23 protein-coding genes are annotated in these 21,328 nt (G+C 69.3%); 13 read left to right on the forward strand and 10 right to left on the reverse strand.

Going from position 1 to position 21,328, the window contains the following annotated elements:
• The first annotated feature begins 1 nt into the window (after position 1).
• Positions 2-1,576: a DHA2 family efflux MFS transporter permease subunit gene (locus tag QO010_RS11935; protein ID WP_307349404.1), complete on the forward strand. Its 1,575-nt coding sequence runs from the start codon at positions 2-4 to the stop codon at positions 1,574-1,576.
• Between the two features lie 49 nt (positions 1,577-1,625).
• Positions 1,626-2,399, forward strand: coding sequence for an SDR family NAD(P)-dependent oxidoreductase (locus QO010_RS11940; protein ID WP_307349407.1), 774 nt, complete (start codon positions 1,626-1,628; stop codon positions 2,397-2,399).
• Positions 2,400-2,409: 10 nt separating this feature from the next.
• On the opposite strand, the gene QO010_RS11945 is transcribed toward QO010_RS11940, so the two are convergent.
• Positions 2,410-3,087, reverse strand: coding sequence for a MerR family transcriptional regulator (locus QO010_RS11945; RefSeq protein ID WP_307349827.1), 678 nt, complete (start codon positions 3,085-3,087; stop codon positions 2,410-2,412).
• Between the two features lie 242 nt (positions 3,088-3,329).
• Positions 3,330-4,421 carry a ferritin-like domain-containing protein gene (locus QO010_RS11950; RefSeq protein ID WP_307349409.1) on the reverse strand — a complete coding sequence of 364 codons (1,092 nt, stop codon included), beginning with the start codon at positions 4,419-4,421 and terminating at the stop codon, positions 3,330-3,332.
• Positions 4,422-4,521: 100 nt separating this feature from the next.
• Between QO010_RS11950 and QO010_RS11955 the strand changes: the two genes are divergently transcribed.
• On the forward strand, positions 4,522-5,304 hold the full coding sequence (locus QO010_RS11955; RefSeq protein WP_307349411.1) for an SDR family NAD(P)-dependent oxidoreductase: 783 nt from the start codon (positions 4,522-4,524) through the stop codon (positions 5,302-5,304).
• Here the strand turns inward: QO010_RS11955 and QO010_RS11960 are convergent.
• On the reverse strand, positions 5,301-5,645 hold the full coding sequence (locus QO010_RS11960) for a type II toxin-antitoxin system RelE/ParE family toxin (RefSeq protein WP_307349412.1): 345 nt from the start codon (positions 5,643-5,645) through the stop codon (positions 5,301-5,303). The two genes, QO010_RS11955 and QO010_RS11960, sit on opposite strands and share 4 nt — an antisense overlap.
• A complete protein-coding gene (locus QO010_RS11965) occupies positions 5,642-5,908 on the reverse strand; it encodes a type II toxin-antitoxin system ParD family antitoxin (RefSeq protein WP_307349413.1) in 267 nt (88 codons plus the stop codon). Before QO010_RS11965 ends, QO010_RS11960 begins: the two co-directional genes overlap by 4 nt.
• 110 nt (positions 5,909-6,018) lie before the next feature.
• Between QO010_RS11965 and QO010_RS11970 the strand changes: the two genes are divergently transcribed.
• On the forward strand, positions 6,019-7,080 hold the full coding sequence (locus QO010_RS11970; protein WP_307349414.1) for an NAD(P)H-dependent flavin oxidoreductase: 1,062 nt from the start codon (positions 6,019-6,021) through the stop codon (positions 7,078-7,080).
• A gap of 186 nt (positions 7,081-7,266) precedes the next feature.
• On the opposite strand, the gene QO010_RS11975 is transcribed toward QO010_RS11970, so the two are convergent.
• A complete protein-coding gene (locus QO010_RS11975) occupies positions 7,267-8,439 on the reverse strand; it encodes a CaiB/BaiF CoA transferase family protein (RefSeq protein ID WP_307349415.1) in 1,173 nt (390 codons plus the stop codon).
• A gap of 154 nt (positions 8,440-8,593) precedes the next feature.
• Between QO010_RS11975 and QO010_RS11980 the strand changes: the two genes are divergently transcribed.
• The 6 genes from QO010_RS11980 to QO010_RS12005 are packed head-to-tail and all read left to right on the forward strand — an operon-like array spanning position 8,594 to position 13,718.
• Entirely contained in the window at positions 8,594-9,724 is a 1,131-nt protein-coding gene (locus QO010_RS11980) for a DegT/DnrJ/EryC1/StrS family aminotransferase (protein ID WP_307349417.1), read from the forward strand.
• Positions 9,721-10,794, forward strand: a complete 1,074-nt coding sequence (locus tag QO010_RS11985; RefSeq protein ID WP_307349419.1) for a class I SAM-dependent methyltransferase — start codon at positions 9,721-9,723, stop codon at positions 10,792-10,794. The genes QO010_RS11980 and QO010_RS11985 overlap by 4 nt, the downstream gene beginning before the upstream one ends.
• 2 nt (positions 10,795-10,796) lie before the next feature.
• Positions 10,797-11,597 (forward strand): phytanoyl-CoA dioxygenase family protein, encoded by an 801-nt coding sequence (locus QO010_RS11990; RefSeq protein WP_307349421.1) that lies wholly within the window; start codon positions 10,797-10,799, stop codon positions 11,595-11,597.
• Positions 11,594-12,322: a class I SAM-dependent methyltransferase gene (locus QO010_RS11995; RefSeq protein ID WP_307349424.1), complete on the forward strand. Its 729-nt coding sequence runs from the start codon at positions 11,594-11,596 to the stop codon at positions 12,320-12,322. The genes QO010_RS11990 and QO010_RS11995 overlap by 4 nt, the downstream gene beginning before the upstream one ends.
• Positions 12,319-12,867 (forward strand): GNAT family N-acetyltransferase, encoded by a 549-nt coding sequence (locus QO010_RS12000; RefSeq protein WP_307349426.1) that lies wholly within the window; start codon positions 12,319-12,321, stop codon positions 12,865-12,867. The genes QO010_RS11995 and QO010_RS12000 overlap by 4 nt, the downstream gene beginning before the upstream one ends.
• Complete coding sequence (locus QO010_RS12005) at positions 12,864-13,718, forward strand: GNAT family N-acetyltransferase (RefSeq protein WP_307349427.1); 855 nt, start codon at positions 12,864-12,866, stop codon at positions 13,716-13,718. The genes QO010_RS12000 and QO010_RS12005 overlap by 4 nt, the downstream gene beginning before the upstream one ends.
• Here the strand turns inward: QO010_RS12005 and QO010_RS12010 are convergent.
• From QO010_RS12010 to rfbB, 3 genes are read right to left on the reverse strand one after another with little or no spacing between them, the layout of a single operon-like run.
• Positions 13,706-14,680, reverse strand: coding sequence for an aspartate aminotransferase family protein (locus QO010_RS12010; protein WP_307349428.1), 975 nt, complete (start codon positions 14,678-14,680; stop codon positions 13,706-13,708). The genes QO010_RS12005 and QO010_RS12010 overlap by 13 nt on opposite strands.
• Positions 14,677-15,588, reverse strand: a complete 912-nt coding sequence (gene rfbA, locus QO010_RS12015) for a glucose-1-phosphate thymidylyltransferase RfbA (protein WP_307349429.1) — start codon at positions 15,586-15,588, stop codon at positions 14,677-14,679. Before rfbA ends, QO010_RS12010 begins: the two co-directional genes overlap by 4 nt.
• Positions 15,585-16,625, reverse strand: a complete 1,041-nt coding sequence (gene rfbB / locus QO010_RS12020; RefSeq protein WP_307349430.1) for a dTDP-glucose 4,6-dehydratase — start codon at positions 16,623-16,625, stop codon at positions 15,585-15,587. The genes rfbA and rfbB overlap by 4 nt, the downstream gene beginning before the upstream one ends.
• A 99-nt stretch (positions 16,626-16,724) precedes the next feature.
• Between rfbB and QO010_RS12025 the strand changes: the two genes are divergently transcribed.
• Entirely contained in the window at positions 16,725-17,837 is a 1,113-nt protein-coding gene (locus QO010_RS12025; protein WP_307349431.1) for a serine hydrolase, read from the forward strand.
• Here the strand turns inward: QO010_RS12025 and QO010_RS12030 are convergent.
• Positions 17,827-18,216 (reverse strand): MmcQ/YjbR family DNA-binding protein, encoded by a 390-nt coding sequence (locus tag QO010_RS12030; protein WP_307349432.1) that lies wholly within the window; start codon positions 18,214-18,216, stop codon positions 17,827-17,829. The genes QO010_RS12025 and QO010_RS12030 overlap by 11 nt on opposite strands.
• Positions 18,217-18,218: 2 nt before the next feature.
• The gene (locus QO010_RS12035; RefSeq protein ID WP_307349433.1) at positions 18,219-18,593 is read right to left on the reverse strand and encodes an MmcQ/YjbR family DNA-binding protein; all 375 of its coding nucleotides are present in this window, start codon (positions 18,591-18,593) and stop codon (positions 18,219-18,221) included.
• Positions 18,594-18,638: 45 nt separating this feature from the next.
• Here QO010_RS12035 and QO010_RS12040 point away from each other — a divergent pair, with 45 nt between their 5' ends.
• On the forward strand, positions 18,639-19,385 hold the full coding sequence (locus QO010_RS12040) for a creatininase family protein (protein WP_307349434.1): 747 nt from the start codon (positions 18,639-18,641) through the stop codon (positions 19,383-19,385).
• Positions 19,386-19,478: 93 nt separating this feature from the next.
• The gene (locus QO010_RS12045; RefSeq protein WP_307349435.1) at positions 19,479-21,269 is read left to right on the forward strand and encodes a methyl-accepting chemotaxis protein; all 1,791 of its coding nucleotides are present in this window, start codon (positions 19,479-19,481) and stop codon (positions 21,267-21,269) included.
• Positions 21,270-21,328: the final 59 nt, after the last annotated feature.

A 21,328-nucleotide genomic window follows, 5' to 3' on the forward strand; every position in this document is an offset into this window, starting at 1 on the left:
GATGAGTGACGCAGCGGCGATCCCGGCCCCCCGGGTGTTCAGCGAAAAGACTAAGTTCCTGATCTTCGGCCTGATGGCGTTCGGCCAGTTCATGGCCCTGCTGGACATCCAGATCGTCGCCGCCTCGCTCAACACCATCCAGGCGGGGCTCTCGGCCGGACCCGACGAGATCGCCTGGGTGCAGACCGCCTATCTGATGGCCGAGATCGTCATGATCCCGCTGGCCGCCTTCCTGTCGCAGGCCGTCTCGACCCGCTGGCTGTTCACCGCCTCGGCGGCGCTGTTCACGGTCTCCAGCCTGATGTGCGGCCTGGCCTGGGACATCGATTCGATGATCGCCTTCCGCGCCATCCAGGGCTTCGTCGGCGGGGCCATGGTGCCGACGGTGTTCGCCACGGGCTTCACCCTGTTCGAGGGCCCCAAGCGGGCCATGGTGCCGGCCATCCTGGGCGTGGTCTCGACCCTGGCCCCGACCCTGGGGCCGACGGTCGGGGGGCTGGTCACCGAGATAGCCGACTGGCGCTGGCTGTTCTTCATGAACATCGTGCCGGGCCTGGCCATCACCATCATCCTGCCCATGCTGGGCAAGCTGGACGAGGCGCAACCGGCCATGCTGAGGCGCATCGACTGGCTGCACGTCGCCTCGCTGGCCGTGTTCCTGGGCGGGCTGCAATATGTGCTGGAGGAAGGCCCGCGCCACGACTGGCTGGACGACAGCGGCGTCGCCACCGCCGCCTGGCTGTCCTTCGTGGGGGCGGTGGTGTTCTTCGAGCGCAGCTTCTTCTCGACCATGCCGGTGCTCAAGCTCAGCCCGTTCAGGCGCCCGACCTTCGCGCTGGCCTGCGCGCTCAATGTCATCACCGGATTCGGGCTTTATTCGGCGACCTACCTGACCCCCGTCTTCCTGGGCCGGGTGCAGGGCTGGACCAGCCTGCAGATCGGCACGACGGTCTTCGTCACCGGCATCGCCATGTTCTTCGGCGCCCCGATCGCCGCCCGTCTGTCGACCAAGGTCGATCAGCGCCTCGTCATCGCCGCCGGCTTCATCCTGTTCGCCACGGGCCTGTGGATGTTCTCGGCCGTCGATGTCGACTGGGGGTTTGGGCAGTTCTTCATGCCCCAGGTGGTGCGGGGGTTCGCCACCCTGCTGTGCATCGTGCCGGCGGTCGGCATGGCCCTGAACGGCGTGCCCCCCAGCGAGCTGCGCTACGCCTCGGGCCTGTTCAACCTGATGCGCAACCTGGGCGGGGCCATCGGCATCGCCACGGTCAACACCTGGCTGCTCAGCTACGGCCGCGCCCACGGCCAGGACCTGGCCGCCGGCCTCACCGCCGGCGGGGCGGGGAGCTTCGCCAGCGAGCTGGGCCGCCGCATCTCGGCCTGGACCCCCGACGCCGTGCACGCCGCCGCCATCACCCAGGCCGAGATGGCCAAGGTCATCGTTCGCGAGGCCCTGGCCATGGGCTTCGCCGACGTGTTCCGGCTGATGGCCTGGGTGTTCATCGCCGGCCTGATCATGGTGCCGTTCGCCAAGGCGGCGCCGGTGGGGACCGGGACTCCCGCCGAGGCCCATTGACCGGGAGCCGCTTTCCCGCTTTTCCGGTGGAAACAAATGGGAGGCGAGCATGGACCTGCAGCTGACAGGCAAGGTGATTTTCGTGGCGGGCGGCAGCCGGGGCATCGGCCTGGGCATCGTCGAGCGGCTGCTGGCCGAGGGGGCGAAGGTGGCGATCACCGCCCGGGGCGCCGAGGCGCTCGAGGAGACCCGCGCCCGACTCGCCGCCCAGTATGGCGCGGACAGGATCTGGGCCATGGCCGGCGACATGCGCGATGCGGCGACCATCGAGACGGCGCTGGACCGCACCGAGGCCGAGTTCGGGCCGATCTTCGGGGCGGTGGCCAATGTCGGCCTGCATCCGTGCCCGCCGGGCTTCGACATCGATGACGCGACCTGGGACGGCGGCTTTTCGCAGAACCTCGACAGCGCCTATCGCCTGGCCCGGCCGGTGCTGCGCCGGCTGACCGAGCGGGGCGAGGGCGCGCTCCTCTTTATCAGCTCCATCGCCGGCCTGGCCGCGCTCGGCACCCCGCTCACCTACGGGACAGCCAAGGCGGCGATGAACCATCTGGCCGGCGAGCTCTCAAAGCTGGTCGCCGCCAAGGGCGTGCGGGTCAACACCATCGCACCGGGCAACATCATCTTCCCCGGCGGCGACTGGGAGGAACGCTCGACGGGTGAGCGCGCTGACGCCTGGTGGCGCTGGATCAAGCGCGAGGTGCCGATGCGGCGGTTCGGCAAGCCCGAGGAGATCGGTTCGGTGGCGGCGTTTCTGCTCAGCCCGCTGGCCAGCTTCGTGACTGGGACCGTGGTGCCGGTGGACGGCGGCCAAACTCGCTAATACAGACCCGCTAGCCTTCACCCTCGCGGTTCAACTCCGCCACCCGCTCCAGGATCAGCCGGGTCCGAAGGCGCAGGATCAGTTCGCCCAGGATCTCGATCCCCTGCCGGCCCAGCCGCGCCGCCTCGTCAGGGTCGGCGGCGCCGGAGATGCGTTCGTAGAAGCGGTCGACCTCGGCCTTGGCCAGGGGCGCGAGGGCCTCGACATAGATGGCCAGGTCCTCGCTGAAGAAGCCGCCGGTCTCGCCGAAGCCCTGGTCCTGGGCGCGCCGCCAGGTCTGGACCAGGGCCAGGTCATAGGCGCTGATCGCCGGGCCCTCGGCGATGACCCCGGCGGTCATCAACCGCAGCAGTTCCTGCAGGGGCATGCCGGCCAGCGTCGCCGCCTCCTCGACCGGGATCACCGGTTCGAGCGAGGGGACGTCCAGATCCTGCGCCAAGCGCCCTTCCAGCCCCGGGAAGGCGGCGAACTTGCCATGGGTCGGGCGGTCGAGCAGGTCCTTGATGAAGCTGAGCGGCAGGTAGCGCTGCTGCTGTAGCCGCCTGATCACCGCCAGCCGGCGCAGGTGCTCGTCATCATAGTTGGCGACGTTGGGCTTGGGCCGGGTCGGTTCGGGCAGCAGGCCCATGCGGATGTAGTAGCGGATGGTCTCCCGCCCCACGCCGCTCAGCCGTTCCAGTTCCTGCATCTTCACGGGGCGGGTGTCTCAGGCCTGACCTCACCGATCAAGCAAACTCTCAGCGTGCTTTCTGGAACCCTTCCTCCTCGATGGAGGAAGGGCAGGGTTGGTGGTGCGCGCTCGGAATTTGGGCGAGGGGCTCAGGGTGGCGACCACGCCCCCCCGAGCGCTTCCGGAAACGCACTGCCACCACCACCATCCCCGCCCTTCCTCCATCGAGGAGGAAGGGAGCCCGTGGTTTGACCCGGTTTCTACTCCGCCGGTTCCATCGCCCCGGCCCGGGCCATGACGCTCTCGACATAGGTCTTCCGGGCGTCGAACTCCTTGGCGATGTTGTCGTCGTCTTCCTGCAGGGCCTGCACGTCGGCGTCGGCGAAGCCCAGTATGCCCATGGTCTCGTAGCCCTTGGTGATGGTCGGGCCCCAGAGGCCGATGTCCTTCACGATGGGGACGATGCGGGTGAAGAGGGACGAGCGGAACATCTGCATGAAGCCGCTGTCGTACATGTGGGCGGCGCAGTCGGCGGGGTTGAGGCCGAGCGTCTTCCAGACCTCTACCGCGTCGAAGCGGTCGCGCATCAGGTAGCAGGCCTCGAGCAGGAACTCCTCGCGCTCATTGCGTTCGGCCTGGGACAGTTGCGGGTAGTAGTCGCGCAGGGCCAGGCGGCCGAAGGCGACGTGGCGGCTCTCATCCTGCATGACATAGGCGTTGACCGCCGCGGCCAGGGGGTTCTGGGCGTGGTCGCGGATCTGCTGGAAGGCGGCCAGGGCCAGCCCTTCGATGACCACCTGCATGCCCAGATAGGTCATGTCCCAGCGGCTGTCGCGCAGCACCTGGTCGATGAGCTCCTGCAGCGGCGGAGTCATCGGATAGGCGACCTTGAACTTCTCCAGCAGGCGCTTGTAGCTCTCGACGTGGCGGGCCTCGTCGATGACCTGGGTCGAGGCGTAGAACTTGGAGTCCATGTCCGGGACCTGCGTGACGATCTTGGCGGCGCAGATCAGCGCCCCCTGCTCGCCCTGCATGAACTGGCTGATCTGCCAGCCCTGGAAGTGCCGGCGGACGGTCGCCTTTTCCTGGCGCGACATGGCCTCGTACTGGGCCATGCCGGCGATGGGCAGCATGGCTTCGGGGAGTTGCTCGGGGTTGTCCTCGTCCAGCTCCTGGGTCCAGTCGATGCGGGTGTTGGCGTCCCACTGCATCTCCACGCCCTTGCGGTAGAGGCCGGCCATGGCGACGCGGCCATCGTCATAGTCCCAGTTGAAATTGACGTCGTAGTTCTGGGGCACCGACCATTTCGAACCGTCGGGTTCGATGGCGTAGATATCCTTCAGGCTGGGCATGGGGCGTTCCTCTCCCGCAGTGTTTTCGACTCTTACGGCCGATCCTCCAGCCTAGATCATCACAAAATGCGGAGTGGCGCTACGCATTTTTTCGGCCAACATGGCGCAATTCTGGGACTCGCCCTACACCCACAGGATGCAGATCGATCTTTCCGACCGGTCCGTCCTGGTCACCGGCGCCAGCCGCGGCATCGGCGTGGCCATCGCCCGCAAGCTGGCCGAGGCCGGGGCCCGGGTGGCGGTGCATTATGGGTCGAGCGTCGACGAGGCCGAAACCCTGGCGGGCGAGATCGGCGGGGTGGCCCTGCAGGCCGATCTGGCGCGGATCGGCGAGCCCGAGCGGCTGTGGGCCGAGGCCCAGGCCCGGCTGGGCGCCATCAGCGCGCTGGTCAATAACGCCGGCATCGCCCTGGGCTCACCCCTGGACGGCGAGGCCTGGACGGAGAACTGGGACCTCACCCAGGCGGTCAACCTGCGCGCCCCGGCCGCCCTGATCCGCGCCGCCCTGCCGCATTTCATCGCCCAGGGCGGCGGCCATATCGTCAACATCGCTTCCCGCGCGGCGTTCCGGGGCGATACGCCGGACTATCTGGCCTATGCGGCCTCCAAGGGCGGGCTGGTGGCCCTGACCCGCTCGATCGCCCGGGGCTTCGGCAAGCAGGGGATCGTCGCCTTCACCGTCGCGCCCGGCTTCACCCGCACCGAGATGGCCCAGGACTTCATCGACCAGTATGGCGAGGCCTATGCATCATCCGACATCGCCCTGACCCGGATGACCGAGCCGGCGGATATCGCCCCGACGGTGGTGTTTTTGGCCTCAGGTCTGATGGACCACGCGACGGGGGCGACGATCGACATCAACGCTGGGAGCTATGTGCACTAGCCCTTGAGTTGGGCTTCGAAATCCATGGCGTCGTGCAGGACTCGGACCACGTCTACCCGGTCGCTATCAAAACGATAGGCGACAAAGTGGCGAGGGTTGGCAAGCCGCAGACCGGACTGACGCCGCGCGACATGTCTGAGGTGATAGAGCCAAACAGGGCTCGAAGCGCTGCTTTCCAGACGGGACGCCGGTCGCTGTGGTTCTTCAACGAGCTCTTGGAACGCCGCTGTCATCAGGCGGCGGTAGCGGGTCGCCGCCTCTTCTCCGAAGGCTTGCCGGCTCTGTCGGATGATCAGGTCCATATCGCGCCGGGCCGGTAGCGCCAGCACCAGCAGCCTCACTCGGCGCTCTCGTTCTGCAGTTCAAGCATCCAGGCGTCGATATCGGTCACCTCGATACCTTCGCCCCGATCAAGAGACTCCAGCCCTTCGTTTATGGCTTCCCGCAGTCGGGCAAGCTTGGCTTCATGTTCGTCTCGCTGCTCCTTGAGCAAGCGCAGACCAGCCCGAACGACTTCGCTGGCATTCTGATAGACGCCCGATTCCACCTGCTCGTCGATGAAGTGGTCGAGGCCTACGCTCAGATTGACGTTTCGCGTTCCCATGCCCGCACGATAACTCCACTGGCAATTCTTGCCAATGGTTCGGGCGGGATGAACCCAGCCTCACGCAAAGGCGCATTTCGCCAGGCCGACCGAACGCCTACCTTAGCCCCATGTTTTCCTGGCCCGACCGCCGCATCCTCGACCTGTTCGGCATCGACCTGCCGATCATCCAGGCCCCCATGGCCGGCTCGTCCACCGCCGAGATGGCCGCCGCGGTCAGCGCGGCCGGCGGGCTGGGCTCGATGCCGGCGGCCCTGCTGTCGCCGGACCAGCTACGGGAGGCGGTGGGGACCATCCGCGCCGCCACCAACCGTTCGTTCAACCTCAACTTCTTCTGCCACCAGCCACCGGCCGACGACCTGGCCCGGGACCTGGCCTGGCGGGCGGCTCTGGCGCCCTACTATGTCGAGCTGGGGCTGGATCCCGCCGCCATTCCCACCGGCGGCGGCCGCGCGCCCTTCAACGACGCCTACTGCCAGGTGGTCGAGGAGACCGCCCCGGCGGTGGTCAGCTTCCATTTCGGCCTGCCCTCGCCCTCGCTGGTCGAGCGGGTCAAGGTGGCCGGCGCCAAGGTCATCGCCTCGGCGACCACGGTGGCCGAGGCGGTCTGGCTGGCCGAGCGGGACTGCGACGCCATCATCGCCATGGGCTCGGAGGCCGGCGGCCATCGCGGCAGCTTCCTGGGCCTGGACATGGCGGGACAGGTCGGGACCTTCGCCCTGGTTCCGCAGGTGGTCGACGCGGTGGATATCCCGGTGATCGCGGCGGGCGGCATCGCCGATGGGCGGGGCGTGGCGGCGGCGCTGATGCTGGGGGCTTCGGCCGTGCAGGTCGGCACGGCCTATCTGTTCTCGCCGGAAGCCAAACTGGCGCCCGGCCACCGCGAAGCGCTGGAAAACGCCCGCGACGACAACACCGCTATCACCAACGTCTTCACGGGCCGCCCAGCGCGGGGCGTCGCCAACCGGCTGGTCAAGGAGCAGGGCCCGCTATCGCCGAACGCCCCGGCCTTCCCCAACGCCGCCTTCGCCGTGGCGCCGCTCCGGGTCGCCGCGCCGGCCGATTTCGGCAACGCCTGGTCCGGCCAGGCCGCCCGGCTGGCCGCGCACCTGCCGGCTGGCGAGCTAACCCGGCGGTTGGCGGAGGAAGCGCTAGCCTTGCTCGCGCCGTAGGGGCGGAACGCCCTTAAGAATTTACCACGGACAACACAGACAACACGGACGGGAGCCAAATGAGGCCACCCGGCCGAAGGCCGATCGATTAAAAGCCCCTTCGGGGCGATGTCGCGGGAAAACGCAGCCCGTCCGTGTTGTCCGTGGTTCAAATGAGCCGGAACCGCCGCACAGCGCCACCCGGCCTCACACCGTCTCAGCGTCCGCCCCAATCTCCGCCAGCACCTCGTCGGTGTCGCGCCCCAGCGGCGGCGGGTCGCGGCGGATGGAGACGGGGGTCTTGGAGAAGCGCAGGCCGGGCTTCATAGCGCGGTAGGCGCCCTCGCCCTCCAGTTCGCGGGTCTCGAACAGCGTCTCTTTCAGCTGCGGGTCGTCGAAGATTTCCTCGGGCAGGTTGGCCCGCATGGCCGGGATGTTGTTCTCGGCGCAGAGGACCATCCATTCCTCGGTGGTGCGGGTCGAGGTCGCCTCGTCCATCATGCCGTAATAGGCGTCGACTCGGCCGCCGCCGGCCGGGGCGGAGGTGAAGCGTTCGGTCTCATAGGCGTTCGGGATGCCGCCCAGGGCCAGGTAGCGGGCCGACTGCTCGCGGTTGGCGGGCAGCACCGACAGCCAGCCGTCCTTGGTGCGGAACGGACGGCGGTGCGGGGTGATGGTGGTGGTGTGGCCGAAATGGCCGGTCGCCGGCAGGTAGGTCTCGCCATACAGGTGCTCGGCCATCAGGAAGCCGGTGAAGGTCTCCAGCATCGGCACGCAGACATACTGCCCCTCGCCGGTCCGCTCCTTGTGGCGCAGGGCCGCCAGGCAGGCGATGGCGGCGAAGAGGCCACAGGTCTTGTCGGCGATGATGGTGGGCAGGGGGCGGAAGACCGCATCCTTGTCGACCATGGCGGTCAGGCCGCAGGCCCCGGCGGCCGACTGGATCAGGTCGTCAAAGGCCTGGCGTCCGGCATAGGGGCCGGCCGGGTCGTAGCCCATGGCCTCGACATAGACGACGTCGGGCTTGATGACCTTGGCGGCCTCGTAGTCGAAGCCCAGCCGGGCGATGGCCTCGGGCCGCATGTTGTGGATGAAGATGTCGGCGGTCTTCAAGAGGCGGCGCAGGGCCCGGCGGCCGGGCTCTTCCTTCAGGTTCAGCACCACCGAGCGCTTGTTGCGGTTCAGGGCCACATAGGTCGGGCCCATGGTCTTGGAATTGGGGGCCTTGCCGCCCCGCTGGCGGTCGCCGGTCGGCTCCTCGACCTTGATCACGTCGGCCCCCAGGTCGCCCAGGGTCTGGGTGGCGTAGGGCCCCAGCACGAACTGGGTCAGGTCCAGGACACGCACACCGTCCAGGGCGCCGGGGGCAAAGCTCGACATCGGGCAGTTTCCTCGAACAATCGTTTTACCCAGTTTCCCGGCGCGGAAGCCGAAAGGCAACCGCCCGTGCGGCCAAAACACCTCGTGAAGGCGGCGTTAACCATACCCTGTTGGACTGCCGGTAACCCAAAGTGGGCCATTGTCCCGGCCGAGCATGACCCAATCCCTTCGCCCTACGCCCGAATCCGCGCCCGAAACTGCGCCTCGCCGCCTGCCCGTCGCCCGCCCCTGGGCGCCGCCGGCCGAGGCGATACTGCCCTATCTGCATGAGGCGGACGCCAACCGCTGGTACTCCAACTTCGGGCCGCTGCTGACCCGGTTCGAGGAGCGGCTGGCCGATCGTTTCGCCGCCCCCACCAACATCGCCACCTGCGCCAACGCCACCCAGGCCATCACCCTGACGCTGAAGGCGCTGGGCGTGCAGCCCGGCCTCTGCCTGATGCCGGCCTGGACCTTCGTGGCGACCGCCCATGCCGCCATGGCGGCCGGCCTGACCCCGCATTTCCTCGATGTCGATCCGCAGACTCAGGTTCCCAGCCCCGCCGACGTGCGCGCCGCCATCGCCAAGGGCGGGGTCAGCGCGGTGATCGTCGTCGCCCCCTATGGCGCGCCGCTGGAACACCGGCCGTGGGAGGCGCTGATGGACGCCACGGGCGTGCCGGTGCTGATCGACGCCGCCGCCGCCTTCGACACCGTCACCCGCGCCTCGCTGCCGACCCTGGTCAGCCTGCACGCCACCAAGCTGCTCGGGGTGGGCGAAGGCGGCTACCTGGCCTGCGAAGACGCCGACCTCGTCGCGCGGGTGCGGGCCCAGACCAGTTTCGGCTTCCAGGGCAGCCGTGAATCCCTGGTCCCGGCCACCAACGCCAAGCTGTCGGAATACGCCGCCGCCGTGGGCCTGGCGGCCCTGGACGGCTGGCCCTCGGCCCGCCTGCGCTACGCCATCACCGCGCAAAAGATCCGGCTGGCCCTGGCCCTGGTCCCGGAGATCAATTTCCAGCCCGGCTGGGGGACCCACTGGGTCTCGACCACCTGCATCGTCCGCATCGACGGCGGCGGCGCGCCCCTGCTCGAAGCCTCGCTGGCCGAGAGCGGCGTCGACACCCGTCGCTGGTGGGGCGGGGGTTGCCAGGCCAGCCCGGCCTTCGCGGGCTGCCCGTCCGACCCGCTGCCCGTCACCACGAAGTTGGCCCGCGAAACCCTGGGCCTTCCCTTCGCCGCCGACATGGACGAGGACGACATCGACTGGCTGGCCTGCGCCGTCATCCAGGCCGTGCGCGGATGAGCACCATCCTGGTCTTCCCGGCCGGCCTGCCCGACGCCCTGCGGTTCAGGGCCGAGGCCGAGGCGCGGGGCGACACGGTGATCGGAGCCTCGTCGCTGGCCTTCGACGCGGCTCAAAGCTCATACGCCAACTGGGATTTCCTGCCCTTCGTGCATGACGAGGCCTTCCCGCCGGCCCTCAAGGAAGTGGTCGCCCGCCGCCACATCGACGCCATCTACGCTCCCCACGAGGTCGTGGCCGGCCGGCTGGCCGACATCATGGCGGAGTCCGCCCCCGGCGCGCGGCTGATCGAGGCCTCGCCGATGCGCGATAAGGAGCGGGCCTATCGCGACCTGCGCCAGGCCGCCGAACGTCAGAGGACGGAGGACTGGTTCGCCGCCTCGCCCTTGCCGGCCAAGCCGCGCCTCTCGCCCGTTCAGGCGGCGGGCCTGACCCGGCTCGTCGACACCATTCCGGGCATGTGCGACGGCGACAAGATCGCCTCGGTCTGCGAGATCATGCGCCACGCCCCGGCCGGCGATATCGTCGAGATCGGCTCCTGGTGGGGCCGCTCCGCCGCCCTCTTCAACTGGCTGGGCCGCCACTACGGCGTCGGCTCCATGCTCTGCGTCGATCCCTGGTCCAGCGCCGAGCTGCCGCAGGGCGTCGCCGTCCTCGACCGGGCCAGCGCCGCCATGGACACCGACGAAGCCCTGGCCATCTTCCAGATGAACCTCAGCCCCCTGGCGCGGGGCGACCTCAACTACATCCGCGCCCGCTCCACCGACGGCGCAGCCGACTATGGCCCCGGCCTTGTGGTCGACACCCCGGCATTCGGCCATGTGGAATACGCCGGCCAGATCGCGGTGCTCCACATCGACGGCAATCACGCCTATGACAGCGTCGCGGCCGACGCGGCCGCCTGGATCGGCCACATGAAACCCGGCGGCTGGATCATCTTCGACGACTATGTCTGGGCCTTCGGCGATGGGCCGAGGCGCGTTGGCGACGCCTTCCTGGCCAGCGACGCCGACCGCATCGCCTTCAGCTTCGTCATGGGCACCGCCCTCTTCGTGCAGCTTCGGGCCTGACCATGCGCCACGAAACCCCCGCCGCCCCGCCGCTGACCGCCGAGACCGTCGACTATCTGATGACGACCCGCGGCTGGGTGCTGTTCCCCGGCCAGATCGGCGAGGTCCAGCTTCAGGCCCTGCGCGACGACAGCGAAACCGTCTACGCCAGGCGCCGCGCCCTGCAGCTGAAGAACGGCGTCGGCGCCAACATGGAGGGCGCCGCCCATCATGTGCTGGGCGAAGACACCAGCTTCGACGCCTTCATCGCCGACCCGCCGCTCTGGGAGACCATCGAGGGCCACTTCGCCGGCAAATTCATCCTGCTGAACTTCGGCGCCACCCTGCTGCAGCCGGGGGCCGACGGCTATACGCTCAAGCCCCATCGTGACGTGCGCGCCTACAGCCGCGACTATCGGCTGTCGCTCAACATGCTGGTGATGCTGGACGACTTCACCGTCGAAAACGGCGCCACCCTGGTGCTGTCGGGTTCGCACCAGGTCGAAGCCATGCCCTCGCTGGAACTGTTCCATCAGTATGCGGAGCCCGTCACCGGCAAGGCCGGCGACATCCTGCTGTTCGACAGCCTGCTGGTCCATTCCGCCGCCCCGAACCGCAGCGCCGCCCAGCGCCGGGCCCTGACCCTCTGTTTCGGCCGGCCCTTCTTCAAGCCGCAGATGGACTGGCCCCGCTACCTGGGCCCCGACCAGGGCCTGAGCCCCAAGGCCCGCCAGCTGCTCGGCTACGACGCCCGCTCACCCGAGAGCCTGGAAGAATACTACCAGCCGCCCGAACGCTGGACCTTCAAGCCGGACCAGCGATGAGTGAAGCCGCCCGCCTGGACGCCGTGACCGGCAGCTACGGCGAAGGGGCCGCGCCCTTCGACCTGGCCATGCGGCATTTCATGATGCGGACCTTCGAGCCCTGGTTCCGCGACGGCCCGGCCCTGCAGGTCGGCTGCGCCCATGGCGACCAGACCAGCCTGCTGATCGAGCGTTTTCCCGACCTGACCGTGGTCGAGGCGGCGGCCGAGTTCATCGACCATACCCGCGCCCGTATCGGCGGCCGGGCTCAGTTCGTCCAGAGCCTGGTCGAGGACTATGCGCCGGCCAAACGCTTCGAGACCATCCTGTTTTCCCACGTGCTGGAGCATGTCGAGAACCCGGTCGCCGTGCTGGCCCATCTGGGCGGCCTGCTGACCCCGACCGGCCGGCTGTTCGTGGTCGTCCCCAACGCCGAGGCCCCCTCGCGGCGGATCGCGGTGAAGATGGGGGTGCTGGACCATCTCGAAGCCCTCAGCCCCGACGACATCGCCGCCGGCCATCGCCGGGTCTACCGTCTCGACACCCTGGCGCGGGACGTGGGGGCGGCGGGCCTGCCGGCCGAGGCCACCGGTGGCATCTTCTTCAAGCCGCTGGCCAACTTCCAGCTCAACGCCCTGATCGGCGGGCCGCTGATCGGCGATCCCTTCCTGGAGGGCTGCTATCGGCTGGGCCTGGAGCGGCCGGCCGACTGCGCCAGCATCTACGCCATCGTGAGGGCCCGATGATCCGTGGGCGACGCATTCAACTCCGCGCGGTGGAGGAGGGCGACCTGCCCTTGCTGCACCGCTGGGCCAACGACGCCGAGTTGTGGCGCAATCTCGGCGGCTGGCGGTTTCCGTCCAGCCTGGATTCGACCAGGGCCTGGTTCGCCGGGCTGAAGAGTGACGCGGCCAACCACCGCTGGGTGATCGAGACCCTGGAGGAGCCGCAGGTCATCGGCACCGCCAACCTGGTCAATATCGACTGGAAGAACGGCGTCGCCTTCCACGGCATGATGCTGGGTCCCATGGACCTGCGCGGCAAGGGCTATGGCCGCGACACGGTGATGACCGTCATGCGCTACGCCTTCGACGAGCTGGGCCTGTGGCGGCTCGACGGCGACATCATCGAGGACAACGCCGCCAGCCACGCCCTCTATGTCGGCAAGTGCGGCTGGCGCGAAGAGGGCCGCCAGCGCGGCTGGCACTACCGGGCCGGGCGGCGCTGGGACCGCATCCTGGTCGGGGTGACGGCCGAGGACTACCGGCCGCTGGAATCCTACTGGGCGTGAGCCATCCCTATGCCAGCCGGGCCTATGCCGAGGCGCTTAGCCACATTGGCCGGGCAGTCGAGGTTTCGGAGTGGCGCGGGTTCGTCCTTGAGCGGAGCATTGCGGCGGGCGGGACTGACGCCATCGGCCCCTATCCGCTCACCGTGCTGCCGCAAGACGCCGATGTCTCTGGCGGACTGACCCGTTTAGCTGAGCATGGCCTGGTATCGGTTGTGGTGGTGCCCGACCCCTTGCAGGGAACAGACCTCTCGGCCTTCACGATCCGCCGGCCGTTCAAGACCCACCAGCTGATCGACGGCCCCTTCACCCCCAGCAAGCACCACGCCGAGCGCATCCGCCGGGGTCACCGCCGCTGCAGGGTCGAGCGGCGCGCCTTGGCGGACCATCTGGACGACTGGCGGCGGCTCTATGCCGGTCTGGTCGAGCGGCGGACGGTGTCGGGCGCGGCCGACTTCCCGGACGGCTATTTCGCCATGCTGGCGGCCCAGCCGGCGATGCAAGCCTTCGTCGCTGAAATAGGCTCGCAGGTTGTGGCCATGACCCTGTGGTTCGCCTGGGAGGGGGTGGTTTACAACCATCTCACCGCATCCGACGCCGCCGGATACGCCAACGGGGCGAGTTTCGCACTCTACGACGCCGCCATTCAGCACTTCGCCGGGCAGGGGGTGATGAACCTCGGCGGCGGGGCGGGTCACGGCGACGATCCGGACGACGGGCTGGCCGCCTTCAAGCGCGGATTCGCCAACCGCGAAGTGGTGGCGCAGGTCTGTGGGGCGGCGCTGGATGAGGGGCGTTACGCGGCGCTGAGCGCGGGCCGCGAGACGGGGTTCTTCCCGGCCTACCGCGGATAGGCGCGCACGGCCTCGACAATCCGCGCCATGTCCGCCGCGCCATAGCGGCCATCCAGCGGCAGCGACAGGCAACGACGCGCCAGGTCATGCGCCCCCGTGAAGGATGGAGGCGAGGGAACTTCCGCCCAGTGCCGGGGCGCCCAGATGCGGCGGTCGGCCAGCCAGGCGCTCATCGCCGCCGCATCCTCGACCAGGATCGGATAGGCCAGCGGCGTGAACGGAACATCCTGTTCGGGCCACAGCGCCATCCCGGCCAGACCCGAGGCCAGCGCCGTCCAGTTGGCCCGCCGCCTCACCGCCTCGGCTCGCCAGTCAAAACCCTGCAGCGCCGCCAGGGTCCGTCCGCTCATCGCCCGGCCGTCGGGTTCGAACCCGGCTTCGCGGGCGATGAAGGCCAGCCGCCAGCCGCCAGGGTCCAGACCGTCGGGATCGCGGGCGCGGGCGTCGTTGGCGGCCCAGAGCGCCTCGTCGCCGGGTTCGTCCGGCGTCGGCAGCGGCTGGTTCGAGACCAGCAGCCCGCCGTCGCCCACCCCGATCAGCTTGCGCGGACTGTAGAGGATCACATCCCCGAACGGCGGGGCGTCCGGGTCGAGCGCCTGGGCCCGGTCCTCGATGACGAAGACGTCCGGCCGCCGCTCCGCCAGGGCCGGGCGCCCGAAATAGTCGACGACCAGCACCGTGTCGCCGGCCTCGACCTCGCTCAGGTCGGGCTCCAGCTGTCCGTCCACGGCATACCAGCTGACCGGAACGCCAGCCGTCCCGTCCGGCACCGTCTGGCAGACATAGGCCGGCAGCCAGAGCCGCCGGGGTTGCTGCTGCCGCAGGAGCGCCGCCAGCGCCGAACGCGCCGTGGAGAAGGCCGCCGCATGGGCCCAGCCGGCGGTCCAGCGATCCCACAGGCTTTCGGCCACCGGACCCGGAACAACGGCCGGCATGACCCCGCCGATGGCGCGTTCACTCACTCCGCCCCCGCCACCCGCCAGACCGCCTTGGGCTCGCGCTCGTAGGTGGTCAGGACGTAGGTGAGGTAGTCGCCGTAGGCGCTGCCGGCCAGGCGCTGGGCCAGGGCGGCGAACTGGTCCAGGTCGATGAAGCCCATGTTGAGGGCCACCTCCTCGGGGCAGCCGATCTTCAGGCCCTGGCGGCGCTCCAGGGTGTGGACGAACTGGCTGGCCTCCAGCAGGGCGTCGGGGGTGCCCATGTCCAGCCAGGCGACCCCGCGGCCCAGCCGCACGGCGTGCAGCCGGCCGGCCTCCAGATAGAGGCGGTTGAGATGGGTGATCTCCAGCTCGCCCCGCGCCGAGGGCTTGAGGCTGCGGGCCAGGGGCACGACCTGGTCGTCGTAGAAGTAGAGGCCCGTCACCGCCCAGTTGCTGGCCGGCTGGGCAGGCTTTTCCTCGATGGAGATGATTTTCTCGTCGGGGCCGAACCCGGCCACCCCGAACCGCTCGGGATCGACCACGTGATTGAGGAAGACGGTGGCCCCGCCAGGGTCCTGGGCGGCGGCCTGGAGGGTCACCGTCATCTTGTCGCCGTAGAAGACGTTGTCGCCCAGGATCAGCGCCGCCGGCTCTCCGGCGAGAAAGTCCTCGGCGATCAGGAAGGCCTGCGGCAGGCCTTCCGGGTTGGGTTGCTCCGCATACGACAGGTTCAGGCCCCAGTGGTCGCCATCGCCGAACAGCCGCCGGAACAGCGGCAGGTCCTCGGGGGTCGAGATGATCATGATCTCGCGGATGCCGGCCAGCATCAGGGTCGACAGCGGATAGTAGATCATCGGCTTGTCGTAGACCGGGATCAGCTGCTTGGAGATGGCCAGGGTCGAGGGATGCAGCCGCGTTCCCCGTCCGCCGGCCAGGACGATACCCTTCATCGCTTCTCTCCCGCCGCCGCCAGTCCCAAGCGGGCGCGGCCATGGCCCTGGGCGCGCAGGGGCTCCCACCAGGCCGGATTGTCGAGATACCAGCGCACGGTCTTTTCCAGCCCGGTTTCGAAGCTTTCGACGGGTCGCCAGGCCAGCTCGGTCTCGAGCTTGGTCGGATCGATGGCGTAGCGGCGGTCGTGGCCGGGGCGGTCGGCGACGAAGGTGATCAGCTCACGGCGGTTCTGCTGGCCGGCGAAGCGGTCGACCAGGTCGCAGACCTGGCGGACGATATCGATATTGGTCCGCTCGCTGCGGGCCCCGACATTGTAGGTCTCGCCGACCCGGCCCCTGGTCAGGATGGCGACCAGGGCCCGGGCGTGGTCCTCCACATGCAGCCAGTCGCGGACATTGCCGCCGTCGCCATAGACGGGCAGGGGCAGGCCCTCCAGGGCGTTGAGGATGGTCAGGGGGATCAGCTTCTCGGGCAGCTGGCAGGGGCCGTAGTTGTTGCCGCAATTGCTGACCAGGGTCGGCAGCCCATAGGTGTGGTTCCAGGCGCGGGCCAGGTGGTCGCCGGCCGCCTTGCTGGCCGAATAGGGCGAGCGCGGATCGATGGGGCTGTCCTCGCGGAACAGGCCGTCCTCGCCCAGCGAGCCATAGACCTCGTCGGTGGAGACCTGGAGGAAGCGGAAGTCCGGATTGCCGCCGCAGGCCTTGCGGGCCGCCTCCAGCAGCACCGCCGTGCCGGTGATGTTGCTGCGCACGAAGTCCAGCGGCCCGTCGATGGAACGGTCGACATGGGTCTCGGCGGCGAGGTGCATGACCGCGTCCGGCCGGGCCTGAGCGAAGGCGTCGGCCATGGCCGCGGGGTCGGCGACATCGGCCTGGATGAAGGCGATGCGGTCCATCACCGGCGCCAGGCTGGCCAGGTTGCCGGCATAGGTCAGGGCGTCGACGGCCGTGACCGTCCAGCCCGGCGCGTTCGCCAGGAGCCGGCAGACCGCCGAGCCGATGAACCCGGCGCCGCCTGTGACCAGGACCTTCATGGGGGGCAATAGACACCTCCAGGTGATTCGAAGCACGCGGGCCGCGCCCGGCGGTTGCGCCGCATAGCGTCGCGGGCGCCGCCATGATCAAGTCGCCGGATGGGGCGTATCCTGGCCATGGTCGGCGTGGGCGTGCTGGCGGTCCTGGCCGCCGGCCTGGCCTGGTTCGCCCTGCAGCCGGCCCCACCGCCGCCGCCAGCCCTGCCGCCCCCCGCCGTCCTGGCCTCCACGCCGGCCCGCGACCAGCTCACCGCCGAGATCGCCCGCCTGGGCCAATCCATCGATGGCGAGACCGGCATCGCGGTGGTCGACATTTCCGGCGGCTGGGGAACCTCCTGGAATGGCGATAAGCTGTTGCCCCAACAGTCGGTCGCCAAGCTCTGGGCGACCCTGGCCCTGCTCGACGGCGTCGACCACGGCCGGATCTCGCCGACCGAAGCCGTAGTGATCACCAAGGCCGACCTTTCCATCTTCAACCAGCCCCTGCGCGACCGGGTCGGCGACGGCGGCCTGGCCATCAGCCTGCAGAGCCTGATGGAGCATGCCCTGACCCTGAGCGACAACGCCGCCAACGAGGCCCTGGTTCGCCGGGTCGGCGGACCCTGGGCGGTGCAGGCGGTGCTGGCCGCCAAGAACCTGGGCCCAGACATCCGTTTCGGTCCGGGCGAGCGCGAACTGCAGATCGAGGCGGCGGGCCTGCCGGGCTGGAAACCCGAATACAGCTTCGGCCGCGCCTTCTGGGTCGACCGCGAGGCCCTGCCGCCCGACCGGCGCCTGGCCGCGCTGAAGGCCTATCTGGCCGATCCTCCCGACGGCGCAACACCCGACGCCCTGGCCGACGCCCTGGCCCGGCTCTATCGCGGCGAACTGCTCTCGCCGGCCGGCACCCAGCGCATGCTGAGCCTGATGGCCCACGCCATCACCGGTCCCGAGCGGCTGAGCGGCGGCCTCTCGCCCGGCTGGCGCTACGCCCACAAGACCGGCACCGGCCAGGTCGACGAGCAGCTGGCGACCGGCTTCAACGATGTCGGCCTGCTGACCGGCCCGGACGGCCGCACCTATGTCGTGGTGGTGCTGATCGGCCAGACCACGGCCCCGGTGAAGACGCGCCAGGCGATGATGCAGGCGGTGACGCGGGCGGTGATCGCGTATTCAGAAGGGTCTAGGGGAGAGGGGTTAGGGATTAGCCAGCCCCTAGCCCCTAGCCCCTAGCCCCTAGCCCCTCAACCAACCGTCCCAGCTTCTTCGGCGCCATCGCCACGTAGCTCTGACGCATCCAGCCCTTCAGGGTCTCCATCTCGCCGAACGGGTCATCGTCCGGACCGAAATGGATGATCGCCCACTGGTGCTGCCGGTGCCAGCCGACGCTTTCACGCACGAAGGGCAGGTGCTGGATCATTTCGTAGGAGACCGGCAGCTTGACGACCAGCTTCAGCTCGTCGGCCTGACCCCTGTCGCCGACGACGGCGAACCCCTTGCCCTTGACCCGGACATAGTGGGCCGCCAGCCAGGGGATCACGTCGGTCTCGGGCAGGCTCAGGCCGTAAGCGATCAGCTCGGCCTCGGCGCGCTGGTGGAGCGTCTGCTGCATCGTCAGACCAGCCGCGCCAGCGTCTTCGGCGCGATCGCCGCATAGCTCTGCCTCAGCCAGCCCTTCAGCGTCTCCATCTCGCTGAACGGGTCGTCGTCCGGGCCGAAATGGGCGATGGCCCACTGGTGCTGGCGATACCAGCCGCGGCTTTCGCGCACGAACCACAGGTCCTGCACCATCTCGAAGGAGATCGGCAGCTTGACGGTGACGGTCAGCTGGTCGATCGGCTGGGCCTTGTCGCCGAAGATGGCGAACATCCTGCCCCTCACCCGGAGCACGCGCGTGAACGCCCAGCCCAGGCCCGCATCGGTCTCGGGCAGAGTCAGGCCAAAGGCCGTCAGCTCGGCCTCGGCGCGCTGGTGGGGCGTCTCGCTCATCAGCCGAGGCTAGCGCCGGGACGCCGCAAGCGCTACCTCACGCCCATGCTCCTGCACCGCTCCTCCTGGCCCGAGATCGAGGCCTTCCTCACCCGCTCGACCAGCGTGGTCGTGCCCATCGGCTCCAACGAGCAGCACGGCCCCACGGGCCTGCTCGGCACCGACTGGATGTGTCCCGAGATCATCGCCACCGAGGCCCAGAAGGACGCCGACATCCTGATCGCCCCGACCTTCAACATCGGCATGGCCCAGCATCACCTGGCCTTCCCGGGGACGATCTCGCTGCGGCCCAGCACCTTCATCGCCGCCATCGGCGACTGGGTGCGCTCGCTGGCCGGCCATGGCTTTACCCGGATCTATTTCCTCAACGGCCATGGCGGCAATGTCGCCTCCATCGAGGCGGCCTTTTCCGAGATTTATGCCGAGTACAGCTATACTGGCCGCCGCGCGCCCTTCGCCTGCAAGCTGAAGAACTGGTGGGACCTGCCCGAGGTGCTGGGCCTGGCCAACCGCCAGTTCCCGGTCGGTCATGGCAGCCACGCCACCCCGTCCGAGATCGCCGTCACCCAGTGGGCCTATCCGGACGCGATCAAGACGGCCAACTACGCCCCGCAGATCGCCCCGACCGGCCCGATCCGCGAGGCCCTGGACTTCCGCGCCCGCTACGCCGACGGCCGCATGGGTTCGGACCCCGCCCTGGCCACGCCGGAAAAGGGCGGCGAGCTGGTGGCGACCGCGGCGCGCGGGCTGATCAAGGATCTGGCGGCGTTCGGGGCCGAGATCGCACCCTGAGCGCGACGCCCCGTCGCACAGCGATTTATGGTTAAGCCGTTGTTATAGGTCATCGCGTGCAATGGCGGCGATCCTTTGCACGGACCGCCTCACATGCGAATCTCAACCGCCCTGAACCTCTTCGCCGCGGCCCTGGTGGGGGGGCTTCTGGCGCTGGCCCTGGTGGCCTGGTCGACCATCGACACCATCCGCGTCGGGGGCCGGCACTATGACGCCATCATCGCCGGCAAGGACCTGACGGCGGACATGCTGCCGCCGCCGCTCTACATCATCGAGGCCTATCTGACGGTGCGTGAGGCGGCGGATGGCGTCATCACCGCCGACGAAGCCGGCGCCAAGCTGTCCCGGCTGAGGTCCGAATACGACCAGCGGCTGGCGGTCTGGCGGGCCAGTGACTACGACCCCAAGGTCAAGGCCATCCTGCTGGGCGCTTCCCACCAGGCTGCCGCGCAGTTCTGGACCCTGAGCCAACAACAGCTGATGCCCGCCATCGCCGCGGCCAACCAGGCGGAGGTCCAGCGCCTGCTGCCGGAGCTGACCGCCGCCTACCAACGCCATCGGCAGGCCGTGGACCTCATGGTGCCAATGATCGCCGCCGATAACGCCCGCACCGAGGCTGTCGCCGGCCGCGATCAGGCCCGCTCGGTCGGGCTGATGTCCGGGCTGGGCCTGGTGATGGGGGCCATCATCGGGGCGGGGGTCTGGGCCCTGCGCCGCCAGGTGCTGGCTCCCGTGCTGCGGATCGCCGGCTATATGCGTCGCCTGGCCACCGGCGACTACGAAGAGGCGCCGCCCTTCGCCGGTCGGCGCGACGAGATCGGCTCGATGGCCGAGTCGGTGGCGGTGTTCCGCGAAAGCGCCCTGGAGCGGCGGACCCTGCGCGAGCAGGCCGAGGAGGCTCGCCGGCTGGGCGAGGCCGACCGCGAGCGATCGGCCGCCGAACAGGCGCGGGCGGAGCGCGAGCAGCAACAGGTGGTCGCCGCCCTGGCCGAGGCGCTGAAACGCCTGTCGGCGGGCGACCTGGCCGTGCGGATCGAAACCCCGGTCGCCGAGCGCTTCCAGACCTTGCGGACCGACTTCAACGCCGCCGCCGCCAGCCTGGCGGAGGTGGTCGCCGCCGTCGGCCAGGTGGCCCAGAGCGTCCGCACCGCCTCGCAGGAGATCAGCGGGGCCGCCGACGACCTCTCCCGCCGGACCGAACAACAGGCCGCCAGTCTGGAAGAGACCGCCGCGGCCCTGGAGGAAATCACCGCCACCATCTCCCGCACCGCCCATGGCGCCGAGGCCGCCAACCGGCTGAGCGCCGACGCCCGCGCCCAGGGCGACGCCAGCGGCGAGGTCGTGCACGCGGCCATCGAGGCCATGGCGCGGATCGAGACCTCGTCCGGCCAGATCGGCCGGATCATCGGGGTGATCGACGAGATCGCCTTCCAGACCAATCTCCTGGCCCTGAACGCCGGGGTCGAGGCGGCCCGGGCCGGCGAGGCCGGTCGCGGCTTCGCCGTGGTGGCGACCGAGGTCCGCGCTCTCGCACAGAGATCGGCCGACGCGGCCAAGGAGATCAAGGACCTGATCCAGGCCAGTTCCGACGAGGTGGCCGGTGGCGTCGCCCTGGTCCGCCGGGCGGGCGAGGCGCTGGACGCCATCGTCGGCAAGGTCTCCTCGATCCATGACCAGCTTGGCGAGATCGCCGGCTCGACGAACGAACAGTCCCAGGGCCTGGGCCAGGTCAACACCGCCGTCGCCCACATGGACCAGGTCACCCAGCAGAACGCCGCCATGGTCGAACAGACCTCGGCCGCCGCACGGTCGCTGCAGGACGAGACGGCCGAACTGGGCCGCCGGCTGCAACGGTTCTCGACGGGGGTTCGGGCCGCCGCCTGAGGTCAAAGGTCCGCGCCAGTGGCGCGGCGCTTGCGCGCAGTGTGAGTTGTTTGCCCCCA

The organism is Caulobacter ginsengisoli, from assembly GCF_030814835.1.
Taxonomy (GTDB): Bacteria; Pseudomonadota; Alphaproteobacteria; order Caulobacterales; family Caulobacteraceae; genus Caulobacter; species Caulobacter ginsengisoli.